At 34.7% G+C, this 25,652-nt stretch carries 27 protein-coding genes; 16 read left to right on the forward strand and 11 right to left on the reverse strand.

Annotated features, from left to right (window positions below):
- The first annotated feature begins 231 nt into the window (after positions 1-231).
- A complete protein-coding gene (locus ACMHYH_RS00180; protein WP_414839422.1) occupies positions 232-1,032 on the forward strand; it encodes a TspO/MBR family protein in 801 nt (266 codons plus the stop codon).
- 434 nt (positions 1,033-1,466) lie between these two features.
- Entirely contained in the window at positions 1,467-2,489 is a 1,023-nt protein-coding gene (locus ACMHYH_RS00185) for an FUSC family protein (protein ID WP_414839423.1), read from the forward strand.
- A 67-nt stretch (positions 2,490-2,556) separates the two neighbouring features.
- Here the strand turns inward: ACMHYH_RS00185 and ACMHYH_RS00190 are convergent, their stop codons facing one another.
- Positions 2,557-3,747, reverse strand: a complete 1,191-nt coding sequence (locus tag ACMHYH_RS00190) for a coenzyme F420-0:L-glutamate ligase (protein WP_414839424.1) — start codon at positions 3,745-3,747, stop codon at positions 2,557-2,559.
- 322 nt (positions 3,748-4,069) lie between these two features.
- Here ACMHYH_RS00190 and ACMHYH_RS00195 point away from each other — a divergent pair, with 322 nt between their 5' ends.
- A complete protein-coding gene (locus ACMHYH_RS00195; RefSeq protein ID WP_414839425.1) occupies positions 4,070-4,636 on the forward strand; it encodes an NUDIX hydrolase in 567 nt (188 codons plus the stop codon).
- A 61-nt stretch (positions 4,637-4,697) separates the two neighbouring features.
- On the opposite strand, the gene uraA is transcribed toward ACMHYH_RS00195, so the two are convergent.
- A complete protein-coding gene (uraA, locus tag ACMHYH_RS00200; RefSeq protein ID WP_414839426.1) occupies positions 4,698-5,960 on the reverse strand; it encodes a uracil permease in 1,263 nt (420 codons plus the stop codon).
- Positions 5,961-6,287: 327 nt separating this feature from the next.
- Between uraA and ACMHYH_RS00205 the strand changes: the two genes are divergently transcribed.
- Positions 6,288-6,815, forward strand: coding sequence for a DUF1456 family protein (locus tag ACMHYH_RS00205; RefSeq protein ID WP_414839427.1), 528 nt, complete (start codon positions 6,288-6,290; stop codon positions 6,813-6,815).
- Positions 6,816-6,875: 60 nt separating this feature from the next.
- Here the strand turns inward: ACMHYH_RS00205 and ACMHYH_RS00210 are convergent, their stop codons facing one another.
- The 4 genes from ACMHYH_RS00210 to dhaK form a co-directional block, all read right to left on the reverse strand.
- On the reverse strand, positions 6,876-7,316 hold the full coding sequence (locus tag ACMHYH_RS00210; RefSeq protein ID WP_414839428.1) for an OsmC family protein: 441 nt from the start codon (positions 7,314-7,316) through the stop codon (positions 6,876-6,878).
- 151 nt (positions 7,317-7,467) lie between these two features.
- A complete protein-coding gene (gene dhaM, locus ACMHYH_RS00215) occupies positions 7,468-7,842 on the reverse strand; it encodes a dihydroxyacetone kinase phosphoryl donor subunit DhaM (RefSeq protein WP_414840395.1) in 375 nt (124 codons plus the stop codon).
- A complete protein-coding gene (dhaL, locus tag ACMHYH_RS00220; protein WP_414840396.1) occupies positions 7,835-8,422 on the reverse strand; it encodes a dihydroxyacetone kinase subunit DhaL in 588 nt (195 codons plus the stop codon). The genes dhaM and dhaL overlap by 8 nt, the downstream gene beginning before the upstream one ends.
- A gap of 15 nt (positions 8,423-8,437) precedes the next feature.
- Positions 8,438-9,427, reverse strand: coding sequence for a dihydroxyacetone kinase subunit DhaK (dhaK, locus tag ACMHYH_RS00225; protein ID WP_414839429.1), 990 nt, complete (start codon positions 9,425-9,427; stop codon positions 8,438-8,440).
- A 200-nt stretch (positions 9,428-9,627) separates the two neighbouring features.
- On the opposite strand from dhaK, the gene ACMHYH_RS00230 reads away from it, so the two are divergent.
- The 3 genes from ACMHYH_RS00230 (at position 9,628) to ACMHYH_RS00240 (ending at position 11,673) form a co-directional block, all read left to right on the forward strand.
- The gene (locus ACMHYH_RS00230; RefSeq protein WP_414839430.1) at positions 9,628-10,656 is read left to right on the forward strand and encodes a DUF6930 domain-containing protein; all 1,029 of its coding nucleotides are present in this window, start codon (positions 9,628-9,630) and stop codon (positions 10,654-10,656) included.
- A gap of 131 nt (positions 10,657-10,787) precedes the next feature.
- The gene (locus ACMHYH_RS00235; RefSeq protein ID WP_414839431.1) at positions 10,788-11,480 is read left to right on the forward strand and encodes an NAD(P)H-dependent oxidoreductase; all 693 of its coding nucleotides are present in this window, start codon (positions 10,788-10,790) and stop codon (positions 11,478-11,480) included.
- Between the two features lie 10 nt (positions 11,481-11,490).
- Positions 11,491-11,673, forward strand: coding sequence for a hypothetical protein (locus tag ACMHYH_RS00240; RefSeq protein WP_414839432.1), 183 nt, complete (start codon positions 11,491-11,493; stop codon positions 11,671-11,673).
- Positions 11,674-11,761: 88 nt separating this feature from the next.
- On the opposite strand, the gene ACMHYH_RS00245 is transcribed toward ACMHYH_RS00240, so the two are convergent.
- A complete protein-coding gene (locus ACMHYH_RS00245; RefSeq protein ID WP_414839433.1) occupies positions 11,762-12,664 on the reverse strand; it encodes a Gfo/Idh/MocA family protein in 903 nt (300 codons plus the stop codon).
- Positions 12,665-12,991: 327 nt separating this feature from the next.
- Here ACMHYH_RS00245 and ACMHYH_RS00250 point away from each other — a divergent pair, with 327 nt between their 5' ends.
- The 6 genes from ACMHYH_RS00250 to ACMHYH_RS00275 all read left to right on the forward strand — a co-directional run bounded on the left by ACMHYH_RS00250 (position 12,992) and on the right by ACMHYH_RS00275 (position 18,226).
- Entirely contained in the window at positions 12,992-14,389 is a 1,398-nt protein-coding gene (locus ACMHYH_RS00250) for an oxaloacetate decarboxylase subunit alpha (RefSeq protein WP_414839434.1), read from the forward strand.
- 10 nt (positions 14,390-14,399) lie between these two features.
- The gene (locus tag ACMHYH_RS00255) at positions 14,400-14,684 is read left to right on the forward strand and encodes an OadG family protein (protein ID WP_414839435.1); all 285 of its coding nucleotides are present in this window, start codon (positions 14,400-14,402) and stop codon (positions 14,682-14,684) included.
- A 14-nt stretch (positions 14,685-14,698) separates the two neighbouring features.
- Positions 14,699-15,052, forward strand: a complete 354-nt coding sequence (locus ACMHYH_RS00260) for a biotin/lipoyl-containing protein (RefSeq protein ID WP_414839436.1) — start codon at positions 14,699-14,701, stop codon at positions 15,050-15,052.
- 22 nt (positions 15,053-15,074) lie between these two features.
- Positions 15,075-16,205, forward strand: a complete 1,131-nt coding sequence (locus ACMHYH_RS00265; protein WP_414839437.1) for a sodium ion-translocating decarboxylase subunit beta — start codon at positions 15,075-15,077, stop codon at positions 16,203-16,205.
- A 75-nt stretch (positions 16,206-16,280) separates the two neighbouring features.
- Complete coding sequence (locus ACMHYH_RS00270; RefSeq protein WP_414839438.1) at positions 16,281-17,465, forward strand: amidohydrolase; 1,185 nt, start codon at positions 16,281-16,283, stop codon at positions 17,463-17,465.
- Between the two features lie 113 nt (positions 17,466-17,578).
- Positions 17,579-18,226: an SDR family oxidoreductase gene (locus ACMHYH_RS00275; protein ID WP_414839439.1), complete on the forward strand. Its 648-nt coding sequence runs from the start codon at positions 17,579-17,581 to the stop codon at positions 18,224-18,226.
- Positions 18,227-18,280: 54 nt separating this feature from the next.
- On the opposite strand, the gene ACMHYH_RS00280 is transcribed toward ACMHYH_RS00275, so the two are convergent.
- The 4 genes from ACMHYH_RS00280 to ACMHYH_RS00295 all read right to left on the reverse strand — a co-directional run bounded on the left by ACMHYH_RS00280 (position 18,281) and on the right by ACMHYH_RS00295 (position 22,605).
- Positions 18,281-19,741, reverse strand: a complete 1,461-nt coding sequence (locus ACMHYH_RS00280) for an amidase (protein WP_414839440.1) — start codon at positions 19,739-19,741, stop codon at positions 18,281-18,283.
- Between the two features lie 45 nt (positions 19,742-19,786).
- On the reverse strand, positions 19,787-20,278 hold the full coding sequence (locus ACMHYH_RS00285) for an N-acetyltransferase family protein (protein WP_414839441.1): 492 nt from the start codon (positions 20,276-20,278) through the stop codon (positions 19,787-19,789).
- A gap of 89 nt (positions 20,279-20,367) precedes the next feature.
- Positions 20,368-21,630: a tyrosine--tRNA ligase gene (gene tyrS / locus ACMHYH_RS00290; RefSeq protein ID WP_414839442.1), complete on the reverse strand. Its 1,263-nt coding sequence runs from the start codon at positions 21,628-21,630 to the stop codon at positions 20,368-20,370.
- Positions 21,631-22,362: 732 nt separating this feature from the next.
- Positions 22,363-22,605, reverse strand: coding sequence for a hypothetical protein (locus ACMHYH_RS00295; protein WP_414839443.1), 243 nt, complete (start codon positions 22,603-22,605; stop codon positions 22,363-22,365).
- Between the two features lie 255 nt (positions 22,606-22,860).
- Here ACMHYH_RS00295 and ACMHYH_RS00300 point away from each other — a divergent pair, with 255 nt between their 5' ends.
- The 3 genes from ACMHYH_RS00300 (at position 22,861) to ACMHYH_RS00310 (ending at position 25,541) form a co-directional block, all read left to right on the forward strand.
- A complete protein-coding gene (locus ACMHYH_RS00300; RefSeq protein ID WP_414839444.1) occupies positions 22,861-23,472 on the forward strand; it encodes a carboxymuconolactone decarboxylase family protein in 612 nt (203 codons plus the stop codon).
- Positions 23,473-23,659: 187 nt separating this feature from the next.
- Positions 23,660-24,298, forward strand: coding sequence for an RraA family protein (locus tag ACMHYH_RS00305; protein ID WP_414839445.1), 639 nt, complete (start codon positions 23,660-23,662; stop codon positions 24,296-24,298).
- A complete protein-coding gene (locus ACMHYH_RS00310) occupies positions 24,276-25,541 on the forward strand; it encodes an amidase (protein WP_414839446.1) in 1,266 nt (421 codons plus the stop codon). Before ACMHYH_RS00305 ends, ACMHYH_RS00310 begins: the two co-directional genes overlap by 23 nt.
- Positions 25,542-25,652: the final 111 nt, after the last annotated feature.

Genomic DNA, 25,652 nt, shown 5'->3' on the forward strand with positions numbered 1-25,652 from the left:
GCATATTGGAATAATATAAACAAATTTGTGAAACATACAATGTTTCATGCAACACTAGTGAACAAATCTATTTTAAAAAAATTGTTTTCTTGAATCATCTGTATTTTTCGTGTAAATTTAAGTTAACAGGATAATTAGTTTTTAATGAGTAAGTTACACAACAAAATTAAATGGAAAAAGTCTATCAACAGGTTTGCCTATTCGGAGATAGATGTCCAGGGGGAATGTACTATGAAAACAGCCATCAAAGCATGGATAAATATCGTTGTATTTATTAGTTTATTAGTTATTAATTATTTTAGTAGTACAGGTTTAATCAATGGTACAAATCAAAAGGAAATGTCTGACAAATACCTTACTTCTATTACGCCAGCTTCATTTACTTTTAGTATATGGGGAATCATTTATACTTTAATCTTTATCACTCTTATTCTAATGGTTTTAAATCGAAATAAAAGTAGCTATCGATCGATTATTGATAAGTTTTCGCCTTTATTTTGGCTATCTTCTTTATTCAATGGTGCTTGGATAGTTCTATTTTTAAACGATAAAATTTTTATCTCTACTATTTTTATCGCAGCTTTGACAATTGTCTTAATAGTTGTTAATCAAATAATAGTAGAGAATAATGACAATAAAAAAAATATGTTAGCTTTATCTTTTGGGCTATATAATGGGTGGGTTTTAATTGCAACAATTATCAATATGGCAGTTTACTTAGTAAAAATTGGATGGAATAGATTTGGTCTTTCAGAAGAAATATGGGGAATAATCTTATTGAGTTTAGCTTTTATACTTGTTATCAGAATGATGTCAAAGTTAAGAAATGCGTCATTTCCGCTTTCTGCCGCTTGGGGATGTTATGGTATTTATAAACTACTCGTTTCTTCCAATGGATTAGGCAGTGATTACTCTTTATTGCCAGTCGTTTCAGTTAGTTATATGTTTCTTTTAATTGTTGTAGCTGTTATTCAGTTCAAATCAAATAATTGGAAACTAATTCCTGCTCCAAAAGCTAATATCTATTTATAAAAAGCGCTAAGTAAAATTTTTATTCTTTCGTATGTGTAACCAACCCCGTTATCAAACGCCTATTGACGTTTGGTAATGGGGTTTATTGTAGAATGAACTGTTTAGTGTATAAAGGTGTGCTTACTTATCTGCTTTTTTTATTCGATACTATTTGATACTAAAAAGTATCACTATTACAACCAGAATATGGATAATGATAATGCTTATCTGGTGATCAACATTCGGTATGAAGTTAAAAAACTAAGAAATGAGTTCTTTAATCTATTACATAATTAAAAGCGAGTGTTAATAAATAGGACAATTGACTTTAGTTATTCTAGTATTCAGTCTTATTTCCACTTTTTATTTTATCGAATGGCTATTAAGAGAAGGGAATACTTGTAAGTCCTTTTGCTTTGTGATAATGTTGTTCGTTGTTACAGAGGAGGGAATACTTGTTGAAGAAAATTGTGCCAAATACAGTTATGTTTGCTAAAATTTTAGTATTTATCAACTTATTTGGATATGTATTCGGAGGAAACAATAATCTAGTAGGAATAACGATTTTAATTATCCTGCTTGTGCTTATGCAAGAAGACTTAACTAAAAAACCTATTGAAAATTTAATTAAACTGACAAGCATAAATTTAATTTCAGGTATCCTAACACATCTATCGAGTCAAAATATGTGGGTTGGATTTAGTCTAAACTTTGTTGCATTAGCAACAATTGGTTATTTTTTTAGTTCTAGATTAAACAAAACATTAGTCGTACCTTTTGGCTTACACTATCTGTTTATGTTGTATAGTCCAGTAACAGGTATTGACTTTGATAAACGATTAATGGGGTTAGTAGCTGGGGCTGTACTGGTTATGATTACTCAATTTATTATCCACCCAAAAAGTAGTCAGTCAGAAAATAAGCCACTTGAATTAGTTGAAGTGAATGAAGATACTAGCTTATATAAGACGGTTAGGGTAATTGGAAGAGACTATTCAGTCCATCGGGTAAGAGGGGCGTATGCTTTTAGAATTGGTTTAATAACAGCTATCACAGCTTTTATAGTAGCTTTTTTTAATTTGCAAGAAGGACGTTGGATTGTCTATACCGTCTTTTCATTAACAGAATTGTATTCTGAAAATTGTACTATTCGATCGAAACAGCGAGTACAGGGTACAATTTTTGGTGCAGTGATTATCTTAGTTTTATTTGTATTCATTAAAGACAATAGTATAAGAGCGATGATCATATTAGTTGGAGGATATCTCGATAGTTTTACAACAAACTATCGAGATAAAATGATTTGCGTGACAGTATCAGTCATCGCATCAACAGCTTTAATAAATAATACTCTTTATGCTGCGGTTAATAGAATAAGTTATATCTTAATAGGGACAATTCTTGCCCTGATAGTAGATAAATTAGTTTTCAAAAAGCAGTTAAACGATTTTAAAGAAATTAAAAAGATACAAGAATAAAAAAGCAAAAATCCGATTTAAATTAGGATTTTTGCTTTTTTATTAAACTATTTTTTTGATAAGTGAATTACTCTGTAAAGTTATCAAAATATCCTTGGATATAGATAATAGGAGTTCCTTTATCTCCACTACCAGAAGTTAAATCAGATAATGATCCAATTAAATCTGTTAGTCTACGAGGAGTTGTCCCTTGAGCTTCCATTGCGCCAACGAGATCTTCTTTTTTGTTTACAATGTAACTAGAAATCGCCTCTTTCAACTCTTTCCCACGAAGATGTGAAAAGTTGTTGTCTGCTAAATATTTCAATTTTACTTCATTAGGTGTACCAGCAAGACCGGATGTATAAGCAGGAGAAACAACTGGATCTGCTAATTCCCAAATTTTTCCGACAGGATCTTTAAAAGCCCCATCTCCATAAACCATTACCTCAATTAGTTTGCCTGTTTGTGCTCTCATCTTTTCTTGAATGTGATCAACAATGGGCTGACAACTATGAGGGAATAATTTTAAGGTGTCATCTGTAGCTTTATTAGATCCAAGTAGACCATAAGCTTCATTAAAGCCACTACCATTAATCGATTTTGATAATACATCATCAAGACCATAAACTTTTTTGGCTCCAGCATTAGTAAGGATTCGCTTTGTTCTAGCTCTTGAATGGATGTCACTTGCTAGTACGCTTTTTGTATAGTTTAAAATTGTTTTTGGATCGTTTGAGAAAATAATTTCACAACTCGTTCCTTCTGCTTCAATAATTGAACGATAATAGTCGATATAATCAACACCGGTAAATTCGTGTTTCTTATAACCAAAATGCTCACGGAATTCACTTTCAGTCAACACATCTGTCCAAGGATTAACGCCTTTAACATCTAGTTCATCGATATCAACAAGTTGGTTTCCAACCTCATCAGAAGGATAACTCAACATCAAAACAATACTTTTAGCACCTTTTGCAATACCACGTAAGATATTTGAAAAACGATTTCGACTAAGAATTGGAAAGATAACCCCAATTTTTTCGTCCCCAAATTTTGTTTGAATATCTTCAGCAATGTTATCAATGCTGACATAATTTCCTTGCGCGCGTGCGACGATTGATTCAGTAATCGTTATAATATCGCGATTTTCAAAAGTCATCCCTTCAACTTTTGCTGCATTCAATACAGTATCGACCACGATTTGTTCAATATCATCGCCTTCATTAATAATTGGTCCTCGAAGACCACGTACGACTGTTCCAACGGCTCTTTCCAATACAATCTCCCCTAACACATTACTTTATATATAAATAATTAAGTACAACTATCTATACACTACTGGTCTATTATACCTTTCAGAGTGGATAGATGTAAAACGTTATATTGTAATACTCACTATATAAATGAGATTGGTCATTAATGAGTTCATTTTTTGAAAATTTAAATTGAAAAATTAGAAGTAAGCAGCCAAATAAGCAATCATTTTATTTATCCAATAAATAGCAATCATTTATTTTTCTATAGATGGTTGTTCTGATATAATAGGTATCAGTTAAACTATTAACGGACCAAATGCTGCAATTAAAGGAGAGTTTTAGATGAACTTAAAAGAACAAGTGACTCAATACAAACCCTACAATGCTCAAGAAGTTGTAGATCAAAAAGAAATACTCTATTACTTAACGACTTTTGATAATCTATTGACTAGAGAAAACGAACAGGCTCATTTCACTGCTTCGGCGTGGGTAGTAAATAAAAAGAGAACGAAAGTATTGATGGCGTATCATAATATTTACCAATCATGGTCGTGGGTTGGAGGACACACAGACGGTGATGCAGATTTATTGCACGTAGCTTTTAAAGAAACACAAGAAGAAACAGGCTTGAAAAATCTTACAGCAATTTCTAATGCTATTTACTCTATTGAAATTTTAGAAGTTCCAGCTCATATAAAAAAGGATAAACCAATAGCAAAACATTTACATTTAAATCTTACTTATCTTATTGAGGCAGATGAAGATGAATTAACCTCGATTAAACCGGATGAAAATAGTGGTGTAGAATGGATGGAATTAGATGAGGCTGTTAAAGCATGCAGTGAAGCAGAGATGAAAGTAGTCTATGAAAAGTTAAATCAAAAATTAAAGCAATACAAAAAAGATTAATTACTAGAGTATAAAAAAGATTCCATGCTTCACAGCATGAAATCTTTTTTTGTTTATTTATTTATTCGTTCATCCAGCCTAATTTATCAAATAAGTAAAATGAAATACTCAAAATAATACCAACGACACTAGCAAGTATCATTCCTTTTAACTCAATACCAGCAAAGTTAACGGTTAGTCCACTTAAACCAGCTACGAAAACAATCGATGTTAAAATAAGGTTTCTAGACTGACCGTAATCAACCTTAGATTCAACTAATAAACGCAATCCGCTTGTTCCAATCATTCCGTAAAGTAAAAAGGTTACTCCACCAATAACATCGCCTGGGATAGTAGAAATTAAAGCTGCTAATGGTCCGATAAAAGCCATGAAAATAGAGAAGATAGCTGCACCAGCAATGACTCGAACGCTATAAACACGTGTAATAGCCATTACACCAATGTTTTCGCCATAAGTGGTTGTAGGAACACCACCAATCAAGCCAGAAATAGCAGAAGCTAAGTAATCTGCAAATAATGAACGGTGTAAGCCGGGTTCTTTCATTAAGTCTCTACCAATCACATTAGAGGTCACAACCTGATGTCCAATATGTTCGGAAGTCAAAACCAATAAAACAGGTAACATAGTTAAGATAGATTGAAAATCAAATTTTGCCCATTGAAAGTGGGGCATAGTAAAGAGTGAAGCGTCTAAAACAGGTGTAAAATCGACCATACCAAATGCAATGGCAGAAACATATCCGACGACGATAGATATTAAAATCGGAATAGTAGATAAAAAGCCTTTAAACAATACTGAACCTAAAACAGCTACACCTAAAGTGATAAAGAAAATAATGAAATTTTGAGGAGTCGCGGTGTCCGTCATTAAGTTAGCACCGATTGTTCCACCGTTAACAGTATTGCTTGCTAGCTCTAGTCCAATCAAAGCAACAACGGCTCCCATAGCTGCTGGAGGCAGGACTATAGCAATCCATTCTGTTCCCACCCGATGAATGAAAAGTGCTAAAAGACAACCGATTAAACTTAAAACAACAAATGCTCCTTGTGCATACTGAAATCCTTGATTAGCAATAATAATACTAGTTGGCCCGATAAAAGCAAAACTTGAACCAAGATAAGCAGGAGCTTTTCCTTTTGTAATAAAAATGAATAATAATGTTGAAAGTCCATTCATTAATAAAACAATACTTGGATCAATTCCAAAAATGATAGGAACTAAAACGGATGCGCCAAACATAGCAAATGTGTGTTGAAGACTTAAAGGAATAAGTAATTTTACCGGGACCTTTTCATCTACTTGAATAATATTCTTCTTTGACATCTGTGATTCCCCCTGTTTTAGGCACAAAAAAATGCCTTTTGAATGTGTTATTCGCAAAAGGACCTAAGGTATCAAACATTTGATTTGTTACCCTTTCTAATCTCTCTGGACTAGTTTAAAAGGACTTCGCTTCCGTTATTCTAGCAGTAAAAAAAAGGAATTACAATAAAGGAATAACATTTTTTAGAAAAAGACTTCCTAATAATAGAAACAGTCACTCTTTTCCTGGCTGGTCAAGAGTGCTATTTCATGGCATAATGCACTAAACAGGTAGATAAACTCGTCTAGGGCTAAATAGCCTAATTCAAAGGACTCGGAGGATAAAAAATGAATAATAATGATAGACTCGTACGCTTAAGATATGCATTAGATATTAAAGATGTAGAAATGGTCGAACTATTTAAATTAGGTGAGTTGGATATGACTAAAGAAGAGGTTCAACAACTTTTAACAAAGATTAAAGCTAAACAAAATCAAGAAGATGACGAAGGCTATTCCGTTAATGAATACATGAAAAAATGTAAAAATACAGTATTGGAATCTTTTTTAAATGGTTTGATTATTTTTAAAAGAGGCAGACAAGAAGTCAAGCCAGGAGAACCGACAAAAAAAGCAGAAGTCATGATGAGAAATGACCAAAGTGTTAATAATGTCTTATTGAAAAAATTAAAAATAGCTCTTTCTTTGACTAGTGAGGATATACTGGAGATTTTAGACGAAACAGGCGTTCACTTATCAAAAAGTGAATTAAGTGCTGTTTTAAGAAGAGAAGGACAACGCAATTATAAAGAATGTGGTGACCGTTATGCTAGAAACTTCTTGAAAGGATTAGCTATTCGTTACCGAAATGACTAAAAATAACCAAAAACACGAGCTTTTTCTTTGAATAAAAGAGAAAAAGCTCGTGTTTTTGAATTAAATTTTATGGATTTTTGTTTTAGTAGTTGGTGCATTGTGGATTGTATCAGCCACTGGACAAGTACGGTCAATAAAAGCTACAAAATTAGCAATTTCTTCATCTGTATTATCTGCATCGATATAGATGTTAGACACAATTGAAGAGAAACCTATCTTAGCCTCTTTATTTTTTCCCATAAAGCCATCTGGATCCAATTCACCTTCTAATTCTACACGAATATCTTTTAAGTTAATACCGTGCATCTTAGCAAAAGAGCGAGCTACGATTACTTTACAACCACCAAGAGAAGAGAGTAGTGCTTCAACAGGATTCATCGCTTCATTTGATCCACCTAGATTTTTTGGCTCGTCCAAGATAAATTCAAAGTTCCTTGAGGTACATGAGACTTTTAACCCACCGATTGATTTAGCTACTGCATGAAATGTTTCTATTGCCATAAAAATAACCTCCTATTCATATATAAACTTATTATATCATAAGAAAACGTTTTATGCTCACTTTTTCACATAAATAACAGATAAATAAATACAAGTATAAAAAAGAAAGCTGATAGATAAGGAGCTTTCTTTTTTAGCCATCGTATTTAAATTAGTTTATTTTTAAAGGGATGAGCTGTTCTTCAATTGTCTTGAGCGGAACTTTTGCTTGTAGCAATGCAGCAGCCGTATAAGCACCTTCTACGAAGGCTATATCATAAACGAGTATAATTTTATCGGAGACTTCAGCAGCTAATTCTACATTCATTTTTGCACTACCTAAATCGTAGAAAGTTAAAATTGTTTTTTCTTCAAATGATTCTAGCCTGTCTTTTATTTTATCAAAACTAGTTCCAACTGTTCTTTGTGAAGTTCCGCCGGCAGTTTTAATTGTAACGTCAGCTGCAACTTCGTTTAGTAAAGTGGCAACACCGTTTGCTAACTCTTCTACATGTGAAATTAATAAGACTCCATACTCTCTAGTTATCGTAAACACCGGCTTCCATCATTGTTTTAAACAGGTAGCTACTAGACATAGCACCTGGGTCGATATGTCCTATTGAGCGATCACCTAAATAAGATGCTCGTCCTTTAGTTGCTTTCATCTCTTTAGTAAGTTGGACACTTTCTTCAATCAATCTACTCGTTAGCTTGTTTTGTTTAACGGCTTCAATAACTGGAACCCACTCATCAACTAGTGTCTTTTCACCTGCTACAGCTTTTCCTCTTTTTTGAATACCCTCTAAGCCGGCTTCTAAAAGAACAGATAAATCAGAACTTTCTTGACTAGCTTTTGCCATACTAATGAAAGCAGAACCATACAACGGTCCAGAAGCACCACCGACTTTACTAACTAAAGTCATTCCAATTAATTTTAGAAAAGAAGGAAGATCTTCTGGATTTTTAGAATCTAAAACGTCATTTAAAGCTGTTGCTCCTCGAGCCATATTGGTGCCGTGATCTCCGTCACCAATTGCTGTATCTAATTCACTTAGATAGACTTTATTTTCTAATAATTGAGCTGTAAAAAGAGTGATCCATTTTTTTGTCTTTTCTAAAGAGAGCATATTAATCATCCTTTCCTACCAAGCAATAGTGTTTACGGGTGCGTTCAAATAGTCGAGCCATTTATCATCCTCTAATTTGACTAAGGTTAATGAGAGACCTTTCATATCAATTGAGGTCATGTAGTCTCCGACTTTTTTGAAAACTAATTCAATGCCCTCATTGGTTAATAATTCTTTAACATCATTCATAAAGATAAATTGTTCCATCAAAGGTGTTGCGCCCATACCATTGACTAATACAGCATATTTGTCGCCTTTTTGCCAGTTGAATTCTTCTTTTAATTTATCAATCATTTCTTTTGCTAATGCTTTAGAAGGTTTAATTTTTTCTCTACGGTATCCTGGTTCACCATGAATACCAACACCAAATTCAATTTCATCTTCTGCTAATTCAAAGCCTGGTTTTCCTACTTCCGGAACAGTAGCAGCACCTAAAGCTACGCCAAGAGATTTAATAGTTGGGATTAGTTGATCGGCTAGTTGTTTCATTTCTTTTAAAGAGAGCCCTTCATCTGCTGCAGCACCTAAAATCTTATGAACAAATACAGTTCCAGCAATGCCTCTTTTTCCTGCTGTATAGGTACTATCTTCAACGGCAATATCATCATCGACAACGACAAAGTCAACGGCGATATCTTCCATTTCAGCTAATTCTTTTGCCATATCAAAATTCATAATATCACCAGAATAGTTTTTAATAATTAAAAAAACACCTTGGCCTTCATCACTAGCTTTAATGCCTGTTAGAATTTGATCAGGTGTAGGAGATGTAAATACTTCCCCACAAACGGCAGCAGAAAGCATTCCTTGTCCAACAAAGCCGGCATGGGCAGGTTCGTGACCACTTCCACCACCACTAACGAGGGCTACTTTTTTGTTGTGTGACGTTCTTCGATGAAGAACAGTTGATTCAGGCAAACGTTCTACTAGGTTGTCATAGGCAAAAGCTATACCATCAAGCATCTCATCTAAAATAGATGAGGGATCATTTATAATTTTTTTCATTAGAAAAGTCCTCCTATTGCTCTATTTTTATCTATTCTATCATTGTAACCGTTTTTATAGAGAACAACAAATACTTAGCTTAAAGAGATAAATAAAAAATGAACAGAATAATATAATAAAATAACTGACTTGTAACCGTTTTAATTTGGTATAATAAAAGAATAAGATAGTTAGTTATCTAAGAGAGGGGTTAGACTAGGATGAATCAGCAAAAACAGTTGTATTTACTTGCTAAACAATTATATAAAGAAAAGTTATGGAATGATTATCTAGAGACTGATTTGATTGCCATTCAACTAGCTAACCGTAAAGAACCGATTATTGTCTCTGTATTAGGCCAAACGGATCCTAGGTATGGATTTTTGTTTTATCGGAATTTAGAAGAACTAGCTTGTTTTTTTGAAGCAAGGATAAGAGCAAAGCAACAAAATAGTCGAACGATACCAGATGTCACCTACTTACAGAGTGGTCTGTCTTTAGAATTCGAAGATAGAGCGGTTGTTAGTGAAGAAGAGTACAAACTCATTAAAGACAGTGGTGTATCTTTTAGAGGGAAAAAATCTTGGCCTATTTTTGTGGATTATTTTCCAGGTTACTATCCTTCAATAATAGATGAGTCAGATAATGTGTTGCTCATAGAAGTGATGGAAAAATTAGTAGAAACAGCTAAAGATTTTAAAAAGAAATTAACGATTTACAAAGAAAAAAAACAACTGACAGAGATACTGATTCGAACGTATCAAAAAAATGATACTTATAAAGATGGCTTATTTAGATTACCTAAAAACGTGATGGAAGGAACGTCTCAGTTAAAAAAAATGGCACCAATTTTTTTAACTTCTTTTGAAATGGAACGAGTAAGTAGTCAAAAAATTGGTTCCAGTATATGGGAAATAGATATTGATTTTATGAATTCGCCTGTTGTTTCCATAGAAGGAGAGAGGCCTTTTTTTCCATTAGCTCTGCTAATAGTAGATAGTGAAGAAAGTGAAATCATATGTAGTGAGTTTTTCAAGCCTGGAGACAGTGAAACGATTCAGCGCTTAATGATTCAATTAATTTTATCAGAAAATAAAAAACCACCTAAAATCGTTGTTAACACTGACCAGTACTATAGAGTAGCAAGGTATTTGGAAAATTTATTAATCAATTTAGAGATTGAGTTAGTTCCTATTCAAAAATTGCCAATGCTTTCTGCCTTTAAAAAAGAATTACTTGCCTATTTATAATAAAAGTAAGATAAAAGAGAAGAAGAGGTGAAAAGCCGATTTCTTTCTTTTTTTTTCTAATTTATTTATACTTATAACCAAGTAATAGATTATAATGAGTATAAAAACAAAAGACGAAGGAGAATAAATAAGTGAAAACATTAATTATTATTTCTCATCCTGAAATTAAAGAATCAAGCAGTCAACAGTATTTGCTTCATTCCATTCCAGATGACCATGATGTAACCATCCATCACTTAGAGGAGCTTTATTCCGATGCTCCGATTGATGTTGTTGCGGAGCAAAAATTAGTAGCCGCTCATGATCGTATTATTTTTCAATTTCCGCTTTATTGGTATAGTTCGCCAGCATTGCTTAAACAATGGCAAGATGAAGTTTTGACAGATGATTTTGCTTATGGAAAAAAAGGTACTCAATTACAAAATAAAGAATTTGCGCTGGTTTTACTTATAGGTGCTGCAAAATCAGATTATCAAGCAGGTGGAAAAGAATTGTTTAGTATGGACGAACTAACCAAACCCTTCCAAGCAATGGCTCATAAAACAGGAATGACGTTTCTCAAAACATTTTCTATCTATCAATTTGTCTATATGACTGAACAAGAAAAAATGACAGTATTAATTGACTACCAACTATTTGTGACTGGTGATTCAGAACAGAGTTTATTATCACGTGAAACTTGGCTATTGAACCAACTAGAAAAAACAAATACAACTACGTTAGGGATAGGAAATGAAGAAATAGTGCAGCATGTTATTGAAATGATCGAAGAAAATAGAGAAACAATCGATGACTTAAAAATTTTATTAGACGACATGAACTAGGAGGTTTACGATGGAAAAAGAAGACTGGCTATTAGTAGAACTAGAAAAATTATTTATGAGTAGCCAAGAATACAAACAAAAGGCACTTATCAAAGCAACTTCTGAGTTAGTAAAAGAACAAGTTAAACGAATCAGTCAAATGGAAGGTGAATTAGACGGAAGATTATGGAGTCCAAGAGATTGGCATAACTAAATATAAAAAAGAGAAGTCCTAAAAACAAGTATCTATTTTGTAAAGATACTTTTTTAGGACTTCTTTTAATGATGAACAAAGTTGGTACTTATTTTGTCACTCTTTTATAAATTTCTTCGCAAATTTCGTGGGTAATAAGAGAATCAGAAAGGGAGGGATTAGGCTGTTTATTCTGGCTCACACATTCAATAAAGTGATCAATAATGTGATAAAAGCCTCTTTTAGCTAAAGTCGGTTCCCAACCATTAAAATCAATCGTTGTTTTTTTATTATTTAAATAATGAGTCGTTTCAACGAGATCATTAACAACAAGCTTATTTCCTTCAGCCATATACTCGATTATTTCTTCTGTCGTACCATTATTCCGATTCATAATACCGATAGCGGTACAATCTTTTCCGATTAATTGGATGACAACATTGTAGAGTAAGCCGTCTTTTTCTAAGTGCTGAACGGTTAAGCCTATTACTTTTGTATCCATAAGAAAACGCAATGTATCCACAACATGAATAAAATCTTGAACGATAAAATGTCTCTTATCGCCGGGAAGAATGTATCTGTTTTTTTGGATGACAACCATATCTGCTTTTCCTTCGTTTTTTAAAGTAGCAACCATTGGAGCGAATCTTCGATTAAACCCGACCATTGCAATTAACTCTTTTTCTTTAGCTAGTTGAACAATTTGTTTTGTTTCTTCTAAATTCATTGCAATCGGTTTATCAATATAGACGTGAATAGCATGTTCCATTATTTTTTTAGTTAGGTCAAAATGAGTAGGAGAAGGAGTACAAATTAAAACAGCATCAATATTTAGATCGATTAATTCATCGACAGTTTGTACATAATCTGATATACGGTATTTTTTAGCCAATCTTTCTAGTTTTTCTTTATTACGAGTGCAAAGAACCAATTCAATGCCTTCTTTTTCACTAAGAACAGGTAAATAAGCTTTTTGAGCAATATCACCCAAACCAATTATTCCAATCCGCATCCATTATTCCTCCAGTGATGTTTTTTTGTAAAGAGTAGATTCGTTTTTTTAAATCTAGACATTTCTATCTAGGTTAAAGTGTACTGTACTGAGTATTAAAATTCAATTTTTAATGAAATAAAGAGTTTTAGTAGGATAATAGGTGCGATTATAGAATCTTATGTTAAAATAAACACAAAAGGTAAACCTCTAAATGTAAGCGTTTTATTATAAAACAAGAGATTTGATAAAAATAATGAAGAAGGGTGGATTGCGAAGGGATTAATTTATTTATACAGAAATAAATTTTAAGGACTAAGCAGTGACTTGAGATAGGATGTGAAGGGATTGACTAAGAAAAAAGAAATCAAATTTACAGAAACAGTTTTAAGAGATGCTCACCAGAGCTTAATGGCAACACGCATGAAGACAGCAGAAATGTTGCCAATCCTAGAGAAGATGGATGAAGCAGGTTACCATGCTATTGAGTGTTGGGGAGGGGCAACATTTGATGCATCGATACGATTTTTAAACGAGGATCCATGGGAACGATTGAGAGAAATTAAAAAAAGAGTGACCCATACACCTTTACAAATGCTTTTACGTGGCCAAAATTTATTAGGTTACCGCCATTATGCAGATGATATTGTTGATAAATTTATTGAAAAGATGATTGAGAATGGAATAGATATTATCCGAGTGTTTGATGCTTTAAATGATAGTCGCAATATGGGAGCGTGTGTAGACGCGATAAAAAAACATGGTGGACACGCCCAATTAACCATCTGTTATACGATTAGCCCAGTCCATACGATTGATTACTATCAAGATTTAACGAAAAGATTAGATGAATTAGGAGCGGATTCAATTTGTATTAAAGATATGGCGGGTATTTTAACACCATCTGTTGTAAAAAAAATAATTCCTGCTCTTAAACAGGTAACCTCTTTACCCATCGAAATTCACACACATGCAACAAGTGGCGTATCAGAAATGACTTATTTAACAGCTATTGAAGTAGGAGCAGATATTATCGATACCGCTATTTCTCCTTTTTCAGGTGGGACAAGTCAGCCAGCTACGGAGTCCTTAAGCATTGTTTTAACAGAGTTAGGCTATGAGACTCATTTAAATAAAGACGTTTTAGAGGAAATAGCTGATTATTTTAAGCCAATTAAAGATTATTATTTAAAAGAGATGATTTTAGACCCTAAAATGATGACTGTCGATCCAAAAGCTTTGTTGTATCAAGTTCCAGGTGGGATGTTATCCAATTTGTATGCACAATTAAAACAGGCTAATGCAAAAGACCGGTATGAAGAAGTCTTGCGTGAGGTACCTAGAGTACGTGAAGACTTGGGTTATCCACCGTTAGTAACACCTATGAGCCAAATGATAGGCACACAAGCAGTATTTAATGTTTTATCAGGAGAACGCTATAAAATGATTCCGAATGAGATTAAAGATTATGTTCGTGGTCTATACGGTACTCCACCAGCACCGATTAGTGAGTCAATGAAGCAACTTATTATTGGTAAAGAAGAAGGTATCACAGGTAGACCAGCAGATTTGTTAGAGCCTGAGTTTGAAAAGCAAAAGAAAGCGATAGGTTTTTTTGCTAAGACAGATGAGGATATTTTAATTTATGCGATGTTTCCACAATTAGGGGAACTATTTTTAAAGAATAAATACCAGCCTGAAAAAGTATCTCTCAAGGAAGTTATCCGAATCAATGCGAGTATGTAGGAGGGATTAAATGTCTGATATCAGCTTATTAGAAGGCCTTAATGTATCTATCACATCGCTTGTAATCGTTTTTCTTGTACTTTTTGGATTGCAACTGATTTTGATGTCATTTAAGTACCTTTTCAAAGAAGAAAAATCGGTAAAAAAAGAAAAAACGCCTCTTGCAGTGGTGAAAAATACTTTAGAAGAAGATGATGAAACAAAAACAGTGGCAGTTTTAATGGCTTTAATTTTAGCGAATGAAGACCAACAAGATAAACACTATCAAGTCATTTCTATAAAACGAGTAAGATAAAGGAGCTTAGTAGGATGAAAACGTATGAAGTTACAGTAAACAATAAAGTTTACCAGGTTTCAGTAGAAGAAGTTGACAAAGCAGATAGTAAAAATAAGGCATTAGTCTTGGATAATGAAAACAAAAAAGAAGAAGCAGCAAAAACGCCTATTCTAGATGGAATTGATGTAAAAGCACCAATGCCTGGAACAATCATTAGTGTGTTAGTCCAGTTAGGTGAGACTATAAAAGCTGGACAAGTCTTGTGTGTTTTAGAAGCAATGAAAATGGAAAATGAGATTGTTGCACCCCAAGATGGAACGATAAAAGAAGTGATGGTTTCAAAAGGAATGGCCGTCGAGGTAGGAGCTAATTTAGTCAGACTATAATGTCAGATGAGGAGCTATTATGATGATTGAAGCAATAAAAGATATAGTGATGCATTCAGGATTTGCGAACCTCTCTTATAAACACGTTATTATGATTGGTATTGCTTGTCTCTTTTTATATTTAGCGATAAAAAAAGGGTATGAACCTTATTTATTGATACCTATTGCTTTTGGTATGTTATTAGTCAATTTACCAACAGGAGGATTAATGGCACCGCCTCTGGATGGTACGAATGGTGGGTTATTGTATTATTTGTATCAAGGGACAAACTTAGGTATCTATCCACCTTTAATTTTTCTTTGTCTAGGAGCAGCAACAGATTTTGGTCCTTTAATTGCTAACCCTAAGACGCTATTGCTTGGTGGAGCAGCTCAGATTGGAATATTTGTCGCATTTTTTGGAGCTTTAGCTATGGGTATGTTAGGACCAGAAGCGGCGTCTGTAGGGATTATCGGTGGAGCAGATGGACCAACAGCTATTTTTTTAACAAGTAAATTGGCTCCTCACTTGCTTTCAAGTATTGCCTTAGCAGCCTATTCCTATATGGCCCTTGTCCCCATTATTCAGCCACCCATTATTAGATTATTAACAACAAAAAAAGAACGAGAGATAAAAATGGAGCAGTTGAGACCAGTCTCACAAAAAGAGAAAATAGTATTTCCAATAGTTGTAACAATTTTTGTTATTCTATTATTGCCCTCATCAGCTCCTTTAATTGGAATGCTTATGCTTGGAAATCTAATTAAAGAAAGTGGTCGAGTACCAAATATTACCAATACACTTCAACATTCTTTGATGTATATCATCACTATATTTTTAGGGATCACCGTTGGCGCAAAAGCCGAAGCAGAATTATTTTTATCCATTCAAACGGCTAAGATTATTCTGTTAGGACTCATTGCATTTGCGATTGGAACAGCAGGCGGCGTATTAATGGGTAAATTAATGTGTCGATTAACGAATGGTAAAGTCAATCCAATGATTGGTGCAGCTGGTGTTTCAGCAGTGCCAATGGCCGCACGTGTTGTTCAAAAAGAAGGAGTAAAAGCAAATCCTTCTAATTTCTTGCTCATGCATGCAATGGGTCCCAATGTTGCCGGTGTGATTGGCTCTGCTGTAGCTGCTGGTGTTTTGTTGCAATTTTTCGGTTAACGGACGAAAGAATTAGACTTGCTACAACTAAAGAGTTAAAAATTAGTTAGATTATCTTTAATTGGAGGGATTTAGATGAGAGAAAAATTGATGGCAATGCTAGACGCGCGAAAAGAAGAAATGATTGAAATTCGAAGACACTTGCACGCACACCCGGAATTATCTTATCAAGAAGAAGAAACAGCTGCTTACATTGCAAGTTTTTATCAAGGTAAAGAAGCAACAGTGGAAAAAAATGTTGGCGGAAACGGTGTTGTAGTCACTATTGAAGGAGGAAAGTCTGGCGAGACACTTGCTTTAAGAGCTGACTTTGATGCTTTGCCAATTGAAGAAGAAACTGGCTTATCTTTTGCATCAAAGAATAAAGGTGTCATGCATGCATGCGGACACGATGCACACACTGCTTATCTAATGGTATTAGCGGATTGCTTGATTGAATTAAAAGCTGAAATTCCAGGGACAATAAAAATCATCCATCAACATGGTGAAGAAGCCCCTCCTGGTGGTGCTAAATATATATTGGAATCTGGCCTGTTAGATGATGTAGATCATATCGTGGGTATTCATGTGATGCCTGAATACCCAGTTGGTACTGTTGCTTATCGAAGTGGCGCCGCAATGGCTGGTGGGACACAATTCAAAATTGAGATCAAAGGGATAGGCGGCCATGCTTCTACACCGCATAAGGCGAATGATGCGATTGTAGCTGGCTCCTACTTTGTAACTGCACTTCAAACAGTGAGTAGTCGACGATTGAACCCCTTTGAAGTTGGCGTAGTAACAGTAGGTTCATTTGAAGGTAAAGGGTCCTTCAACACGATTAAAGATAGTGTTACAATCGAAGGTGATATCCGCTATATGAAACAAGCGATTTTTGATAGTTTAAATAAAGAAGTCATGCGTTTAGTAAAGGGATTAGAAGGAATGTTTGCTGTTCAAACAACAATGACACTTGAAGAAGGCTGTCCACCAGTAACCAATGATCCTGAATTGACTAGTAGCGTAGTAGATTATTTAAAAAATGGATTGGATGATTATTTGAATGAAGTGGTCGAAGCACCAATGCAAGCAGCTAACGAGGATTTTTCTTATTATTCTCGAAAAATGCCTAGTTGTTTTTTCTTCGTCGGTTGCCGATCACAGCGAGAAAGAACCTATTATACTAATCATCATCCTAAGTTTGATATTGATGAAGAGGCTATTATGGTTGCTGCAAAAGCAGTAGGTGATGTAGTTTGTGGTTATTTTGCACTAGATTGATTCTATTAAAATTTAAAACCATTCAGATAAGCTACGGAGTTCCTTTCAGTGGCTTATTTGTCTATCTTTGTTAAACTTATACTAGAATAACAAAACAAGGAGGTTGTTTAAAAATGAATGTATTAATTGTTGGTGCTAATGGTCAAATTGGAAAAATGGTTGTTGAAAAATTAAAAAAAGGTAAGAAACACAACGTTCGAGCTATGGTTCGAAAAGAAGAACAAGTAGCAGATTTTAAAGATAAAGGTATAGAAGCAAGATTGGCTGACTTAGAAGGTTCAGTTGATGCGATACAAGCTACAATGAAAGAGATAGATGTAGTTGTTTTTTCAGCTGGATCGGGTGGCTCTACAGGCTACGATAAAACGATTCTAATCGACTTAGATGGCGCTGTTAAAACAATAGAAGCTGCTGAAAGAGCTGGCGTTAAACGCTTTATAATGGTTAGTTCGATTGCATCAAATCACCGTGAAAAATGGAGCGGAGACATGAAGCCTTATATGGCTGCTAAATATTATGCGGACCAACTGTTAGAAAAAAGTGGTTTAAACTACCTTATTCTTCGTCCAGGTATGCTAGAAAATGAGCCTGGAACAGGTCGTATAAAAGTTGGAATAGAGACAGCTATTAGGTCAATTCCTAGGGAAGACGTAGCAAGTACGATTGTTTCGGCTTTAGATTATCCAACAATAAGTCGTCAAGCAGTTGATTTGATTTCAGGAGATACGAGTATTGAAGAAGCTTTAACTCAACTAGCTTAAAAAATAGTCTACCTAAAAAAGCATGTATAGCTTTAGAGGTAGACTATTTTTTATTTAGATAAATAAACCAGCTTTTTCTATTTCATAGCCTATTGATAACAGCCAGTCCTCTTTGCCTTTTGGAGCGGTGAATTGGACCCCCATAGGCAAGCCTTTCTCTGTCAAATAAACAGGCAAACTAATAGCAGGTTGTCCGGTTAAATTTGCTTGCTGTGTAAAAGGTGTGATAGCTAAACTTGCAGAAAACATATCCCAAACAAGAGTTTGTTGCTCCTGTTCGGTCAGTTCGGTCACTTGCTTCATGCGTTCGATTTGTTCATCTGTTTGTAAGTTAGCGTCAATCAAAGGCGCACTATCCGCAGTAGTAGGCGTCAAGTATAAGTCATACGTCTCATGAAAATGTGCCATCGTCTCAGCAGCTGCATCCCAAGCAGCAAGGCTATTGGAATAGGTAGCAGCAGAAATAGATTTCCCTGTATTGTATAGCGTCCAGGTCATCAATTCCATATCTTCTCTAGTTAATGTTCTTTGGAAAGCTTTCTCTAAGTTAGCCATCATAGCTGCTGTTTCTCCAGCGTTCATTGTGTAATAACTTTTCATCAAAGAAACGCCATCTATCTCAGGGGTAGATTCACACACTTCATATCCTTCTTGACGTAACCAGTCTACTAGTTCTAAAACACTTTTTTTAGCATCTAAACTAACAGGACCATGAACAGGTGAAACTAAGGAATAAGCAATCTTAAACTTTTTAGAAGGCGATTGTTGTAATGAATTTAAATAGCCAGGTTCGAAAAGTGGTGTTTGAAAAGCAGCTAATTCTTGAACAGTTTGCATGACATCAAGCATAGCAGCTGTGTCACGAATAGACTTAGTCAAAGCAAAACTAATCGATGCTCCTTGCCAACCGCGGCCAGAACCTGGTCCAATAGGTGTTCTGCCACGAGTGGGCTTCAAACCAACAAGACCCGAAAAAGCTGCTGGTATTCGAATAGATCCACCACCGTCACTAGCGCCAGAGATTAGAACCATGTCTGAAACAATACTAGCAGCAGCACCTCCACTTGATCCTCCTGGTGAGTAATCGCCATTCCAAGGATTGCGTGTTGGACCGTATAAACTAGGATCTGTAATATTTTTGAAACCAAATTCAGGAGTATTGGTTTGACCAATAACAATAAATCCTGCCTTCTCTAGCGCTTTTGTGAAGTTACTAGTCTGTTTTGCACAATGATTTTTCAGCAGCCGTGAACCAGAGGTGCTAGGCTCTTGAGCGATATCTTGGCCTAGTCCTTTGACTAAAATCGGTAACCCACCGAATAGAGTAGTAGAAAAGTCTTTATCTAGTGCTTCTTTTAAAGCTTTTTCTTTACGGGTATGGATAACAGCATTCCATTTTGGATTTTCAGCTTCAATTTTTTTGAAAGCTTGTTCTACTAATTCAAATGGCGTAACATTCTTTTCATGAAGCTTTTTAGCTAAAGCTAATCCATCGTTTTCTCGATTTATTTTCATAACAAAACCTCATTTCTGGCTAGTAATTTTTATACTTCATTTTAGTTAGAGAGAATAATAAAAAACATAATCATCCATAACATATCCCTCTCCAATATCAACGAGTTGTTCTTTTATTAAAACAAAACCAAATGCCTTGTAAGCAGCAATACTAGCCTGATTATTTTTATTAACTGTTAAAACAATTCCTTCTTTTTTATTTTTTTTAGCACACTCTATTAATTGAGTTAGAATAAACCGACCAGTACCTTTGCCGCGCTCGCTTTTTTTAAGATAAAGTTTGCTAAGAAAAAGCTGGTTAGCTGTTAATTCATAGCTGACATATCCAATAATGAGTCGATTTGACTCAACAAGTGTATATTTTTTTCCTTGTTTCAAATCATTTAAGATAGCTTCTTCAGATTGCAAGGTAGCTAGCATATACTGAACTTGTTTGGCACCGATGATCGCCGTGTAATGTTCATACCAAATCTCTTTAGCCAACAATACTATGAGTTTAATATCTTCTAGTAGAGTAACAGCTTTGAGTTGAATCATGATTTTTCCTCCTAAATAGACCAAAAAGGACTGTAGTTTAAGACACCTACATCCTTTTTAGCAGTGCCTGTAATAAGCACATCTTATTATTAAACTAATTTTATGAGGAAATACTTTTTCTTTCCACGACGGATTAAGATAAAGCGTTCATCAAATGAATTCTCAGGTGTAACAAGTGTATCGACACTTAGAATTTTTTCGCCATTCATTGAAAGAGCTCCATTAATGATGTCTTCACGTGCTTGACGTCTAGAAGGTTCAATACCAACAACATCAACTAGCCACTCAACAATATTTCGTTCTTCTTTAGGTGCTTCAAAAGTTGGCATATTTTTAAAGCCTTCTTCAATTTGGTTAGCAGTTAGGGTCTTTACATCACCAGAAAAAAGAGCAGCCGTAATTTTTTCAGCATCATTTAAAGCCTTATCGCCATGAACAAATACTGTCATTTCACGTGCGAGTGTTTTTTGAGCTTCGCGCTTATGTGGCTCAGAGGCTACTTTTTCAGCTAAATATCCAATTTCATCTTCTGTTAAGAATGTGAAATAATTTAAATATTTTACTACATCACGATCATCTTGGTTTAGCCAAAATTGATAAAATTCGTAAGGTGTTGTTTTTTCAGGATCTAACCAGACTGCTCCACCAGCTGTTTTTCCAAATTTTGTTCCATCCGCTTTTAACATAAGCGGGATTGTTAGGCCGTATGCTTCAGCTTCTGAACCTTCTTGTTTCCGAATAAATTCCAGGCCGGCTGTAATATTTCCCCATTGATCTGCTCCGCCAATTTGTAATTGCACATCTTCATGTTGATACAGATGTAAGAAATCCATTGATTGTAAGATTTGATAGGTAAATTCTGTAAAAGAAATCCCGGTTTCTAAGCGACTAGCAACGATATCTTTAGCTAGCATCGTATTAACATTGAAACTTTTGCCGTAATCACGTAAGAAGTCGAGTAAACTTAAGTCTTTAGTCCAGTCATAATTGTTTACCATTTTAATGCCGTTGTCTCCACCGGCATCGAAAAGACGAACCATTTGTGCGCTAAGTTTTCTAACATTCTCTTGAACCTGTTCCATTGATTGTAAAACACGTTCTTCAGACTTTCCACTTGGATCTCCAATCGTACCGGTTGCACCGCCGATTAAAATAACTGGACGATGCCCAGCAAGTTGGAATCTTTTTAAAATCATAAATGGAATCAGGTGGCCAATATGCATACTGTCACCAGTCGGATCAACACCGCAGTATAAAGAAATTTTCTTGTTTTTAACGAGATGAGTTAGGCCTTTTTCATCTGTTTGTTGGTTAATGGCATCACGCCAGATTAATTCATCGATAATGGTCATGTCGTACTCCCCTTTATAAAAAATAGTATTAAAAGTCAAAAAATCCCGATGAAAAGTCAAATAAACCTTTTCATCGGGACGAATCCTATCGTGTTACCACCCAATTTGCCGACAATTATAAAGACATAATTGCTGACCACTCATAAACTGTTAACGCCAGTTAAACGCTTGAGGTTAATCAAGTTACTCATGAGTGTAATTCACAAAAAAGAATGGTACTAGTTCTCATCAGCCACTAGCTTTCTGGGGACACATTTCTTATTGCTACTCTGCTCAATCAATGTAGTTCGTGCTATTAGATTGATTTTAGTATAATGAACCCATTCGGGCTTGTCAATTCTATTTTAATACGCGAGTTAATTTATTTTTTAACTAATTTAAACTAACGATAGAGACAGTTAAGTTCGAATGGGTCATTGGGTAGTAGTTTGCTTTTTTTTGCTAATAAAATAGATTGTCAAAAAATACAAATTGTTATAAAATCTATTCATACGAAGAGATATATTTTTTAAAATAAGCTTCTTTTTTTAGATAGTATAATAGAACGCCTACTTTTTTTATAGGGCATATTAAATAGACTATCGAATGAAAAAAATACTTGTTTTATGGTTTCTCTCAGTGAAATTCAGTTATGAAAAGGTAAAATAAACTCACTAAAGACTAAAAGGGAAGTCAGACTAATCGCTCAATCTAAAAAACAAGAGTTTTCAACTTTTATTTAAGTCGTTCTTTTCACAAAAGTTGATGTGTATCAGGTTGAGAACGATCTTTAGTTGTTTTTTCTATTTCTATTTGACCATTTTCTTTTAGTTTATCAAACCGGTTTTTTTGATTAGTGAAAATAATCATATCAGCATCAAGTGTCTTCTCGTTATAAACGGTTGATTCATCTTTTTCTACCTCAAATACAGTGGTGTAAAAATCAGTTGCCTTATAATGAATGCTATCAAAATAAAAAGTTGTTTCTAGAGACATGTACTCCACCTCCTTAATGTTAGGAATAGAAAACAGTTTTTGGATAACGTCAGACTGATTTTATAAAACGAATAAAAAGTAAGTGTTTTTTTAAAGGGTGTCTTCGAGTCGTTTTCTTTATTATACAGAATGGTTAAAGTTAATACTATAGTTAGATTGATCAGAAAGTGCTGGCCATTATCTTTAAGCAATAAGATTTGTTATACTGAATAAGCTACGCATTAGGTAACTATAAAATGTCAGGAGTGCAAGAAGATGAAAAAAAGCTTTGGGAAAAAATTATACTCTTTAACAGAGTTTTACTGGATAATGTATTTAGCTTTTTTTTCAGTATATGATTTAATACAAGTTAAGAAAAAAGGACTTTTGAGTCCACACTTTATGGAACGTATCATGCTTGCTGTAACGCAAGTAAATGGCTGTAGAGTTTGTTCCTATGCCCATACAAAAATGGCGCTTGAAGTAGGTATGAAAAGCGAAGAAATTAAAAATATATTAGCAGGAGTAAGCGATGATATTCCTGAAGAAGAACAATCTGCTATCTTATTTAGCCAGCATTATGCTGATTCTAGAGGCAATCCCTCTCAAAAAACTTGGGAACAAGTAACGGGGACATATGGTTTGCCAAAATCAATAGGCATTCTTGCATCTATCAGAGTAATGATGCTTGGAAATGTGATTGGCATTCCTTGGAGCTCTTTTACTAATAGATTAAAAGGCAGTCCAGATGAAAGAAGCAATTTGTTGTATGAAATAAGTATGATTTTAGGTACGTTTTTATTTGTTCCTATCGCCTTGGTGCATGCGCTCTTAGCGAAGCTAGTGAATCAGCCAGCTATCAAGTTTGAAAAGATGCAGACGGTTTAATTAAATGACTCTCTTAATCTAGTGGTTAAGAGAGTTTTTATAACCGATAGGATGTAAGCGATTTTCTACTAGTTTTGATTGGTTTTTGGACTAGACATGTAGCGATTATTTGAAGCAAGATTAGCTGGAAGAGTTTTGTTAAACGCAATGGAAAATAAAAAAATTCAGAAAGGAGACGAATGCGATTATGAATAAAATAATAAAAAAGGAAACAATAGAAGAATTTAAAAAGTTAGACTCATGTACCATTTCAGATGCTTTTGATGAGCTAAGGATTGGGCAAGGAGGATATATTTCACCTAAACAAATGAATGGAGATACGAAAATTTGTGGTCAAGTTTTTACTGTAAGGTATTTACCTAAACAAGCGAATCAAAGAAATTTTGGAACATTCTTAGAGGAAATTCCAGAAGGCAGAGTTGTTGTTATCGATAATCAAGGTCGGATGGACGGCAGTGTTTGGGGTGATACTATGGCTCTTTATGCACAGAAAAAAGGAGTCAGCGGTGTAGTTGTAAACGGTGTTTATCGTGACGTAGGACCGATACAAGAACTGGGTTTTCCTGTATTTGCGAAAGGTTACTCTAGCAGAAGCGGAAAAGATTTAGTTAGTGTAGATGCAATTAATGTAGCTATTCAAGTAGATAATAGTTTAATTGAACCGGATGATTTAATTTTTGGTGATGAATCTGGTGTAATGGTTATACCATTTGATCAAGTAGAAAAAGTACTAATAGAAACTAAAAAATTAAAGAAGAAAGACGAACAGTTTATAAAACAGTTACATACTGGATTGACATACAATGAAGCAAAAAAAACCAATTGAACGAGGAGATGGAGATATGACTAACTACGCTATGAAAAATCTAGAAAAACTTTCCGTTTCAACTATTCCTCCCTACGATCCATTACAATCTTTTGTACGGGATAATCATATTGCGATAAAAGGCTTAAAAGGAAAGCGTCTTTCAAATTATGTATTTGGTGCAAAAGATGTTTTTAAAATTAAAGGCAGTACCTGGGGAAATGGTCACCCTGATTGGCTTCGTTATAGTCAGCCCGACGACTTTACCGCAAGCGCAATTTTGACATTATTAGATGCAGGGGCTGACCTTGTAGGAAAGACTATCTGTGATGAACTTTGTTATAGTATAAGCGGAGAAAACTGGCATTATGGTAGTCCTTTGAATCCTACTGATACGCGAAGGCTTACCGGAGGATCTTCAAGCGGATCCTGTTCAGCAACAGCAGGTGGCCTAGTTGATTTTGCAATTGGCAGTGATTGTTTAGGATCTGTTCGAGTCCCAGCTTCTTATACTGGTATAATCGGTCTCAGACCAAGTTACGAGCGCATCCAAAATGATGGCGAAGCGCCTTATTGTAAGAGCATGGATGTATTAGGTTTTGTCGCATCAGAAAAAGAGGTCTTTCAAGATGTTGCATCAGTGTTGTTAAACGAGGACCCTGAAAAAGGTACCTTTACTAAATTGTATGTGGTGGATGATGCATTTGAAGCAGTTGATTCAAATGTACAAGAAGCATTTAATGCAGTCATTGATAAAATTGGCACTAAATTAGGTACGATTGAACACATCAAAATTGCTGAAGAAGGTTTAGAATATTGGGTTAAGGAAGTTTTCCAAATTGTGCAAGGATACGAAATTTGGGAAAGTTATGGTGGATTTGTTAATAAGTATCGTCCACGATTGTCTCCTGGACCTAAAGATCGTTTAGAGAAAGCTTCTACTATCTCTAGAGAAAGATACCTAGAAGCAAAAAAGAAAAAAGAAGAGTTCCGCCAGCGTGTTGAACATTTATTATCAGATGGTGCCGTATTGATTACACCTACAGCATCCTCTGTTGCTCCTTTGAAGTCTGCATCCTTAAAAGAAATTGATCGCCTGAGAACACAATCGTCTCATTTACTCTGTATATCACCACTTGCAGATATCCCTCAGTTGACATTACCATTGCTTGAACAGGATGGCGTACCTTTGGGGGTCACGTTAATGAGTGCAAAAAACACAGACAGAACTCTTATTGATTTTGGACTACAATTTATGGAGTAAGCAGTAAAAAACCTCTCTTTTTTGTTCATTTCTAAGCTCATTACCGGTAGCTATTTTTATTCGTTAAGTTGAGAGTTTAGTACGAATCAAGTTAATCTCACTATATGTAAC

This window comes from Carnobacterium sp. TMP28, assembly GCF_047553015.1.
GTDB lineage: Bacteria > Bacillota > Bacilli > Lactobacillales > Carnobacteriaceae > Carnobacterium_A.